The sequence below is a fragment of the Streptomyces sp. HPF1205 genome (assembly GCF_020400825.1).
In the GTDB taxonomy this organism is placed as follows: Bacteria; Actinomycetota; Actinomycetes; order Streptomycetales; family Streptomycetaceae; genus Actinacidiphila.
Genome location: NZ_JAINVH010000176.1, coordinates 1 through 268 on the forward strand (window position 1 = coordinate 1; position 268 = coordinate 268).

Genomic DNA, 268 nt, shown 5'->3' on the forward strand with positions numbered 1-268 from the left:
GTGCGGTTGGGTTCTGTGCTGGCGCAGTCGGTGGAGGACCAGGTGGCGGTGCGTGGGTCGGGGGTGTTCGGTGCCCGGCTGGATCGTGTGGTTGCCGGTGCGGGGGTTGGGGGTGGTTGGTCGCCGTCGGCTGAGGGGACGGTGCTGATCACGGGTGGTACGGGTGGTCTGGGTGCGCATGTGGCCCGGTGGGCTGCGCGTAAGGGTGCCGGGCACATCGTCCTGGTGAGCCGGAGGGGCGCGGACGCGCCCGGCGCTGCCGAACTCG

Annotated in this window: 1 protein-coding gene; it reads left to right on the plus strand. The window is 72.4% G+C overall.

The genetic code is table 11. The features are described from left to right. Positions 1-268, plus strand: a 268-nt coding sequence (locus tag K7G61_RS36180) for a KR domain-containing protein (RefSeq protein WP_225851384.1), incomplete at both ends; no start/stop codon positions are given.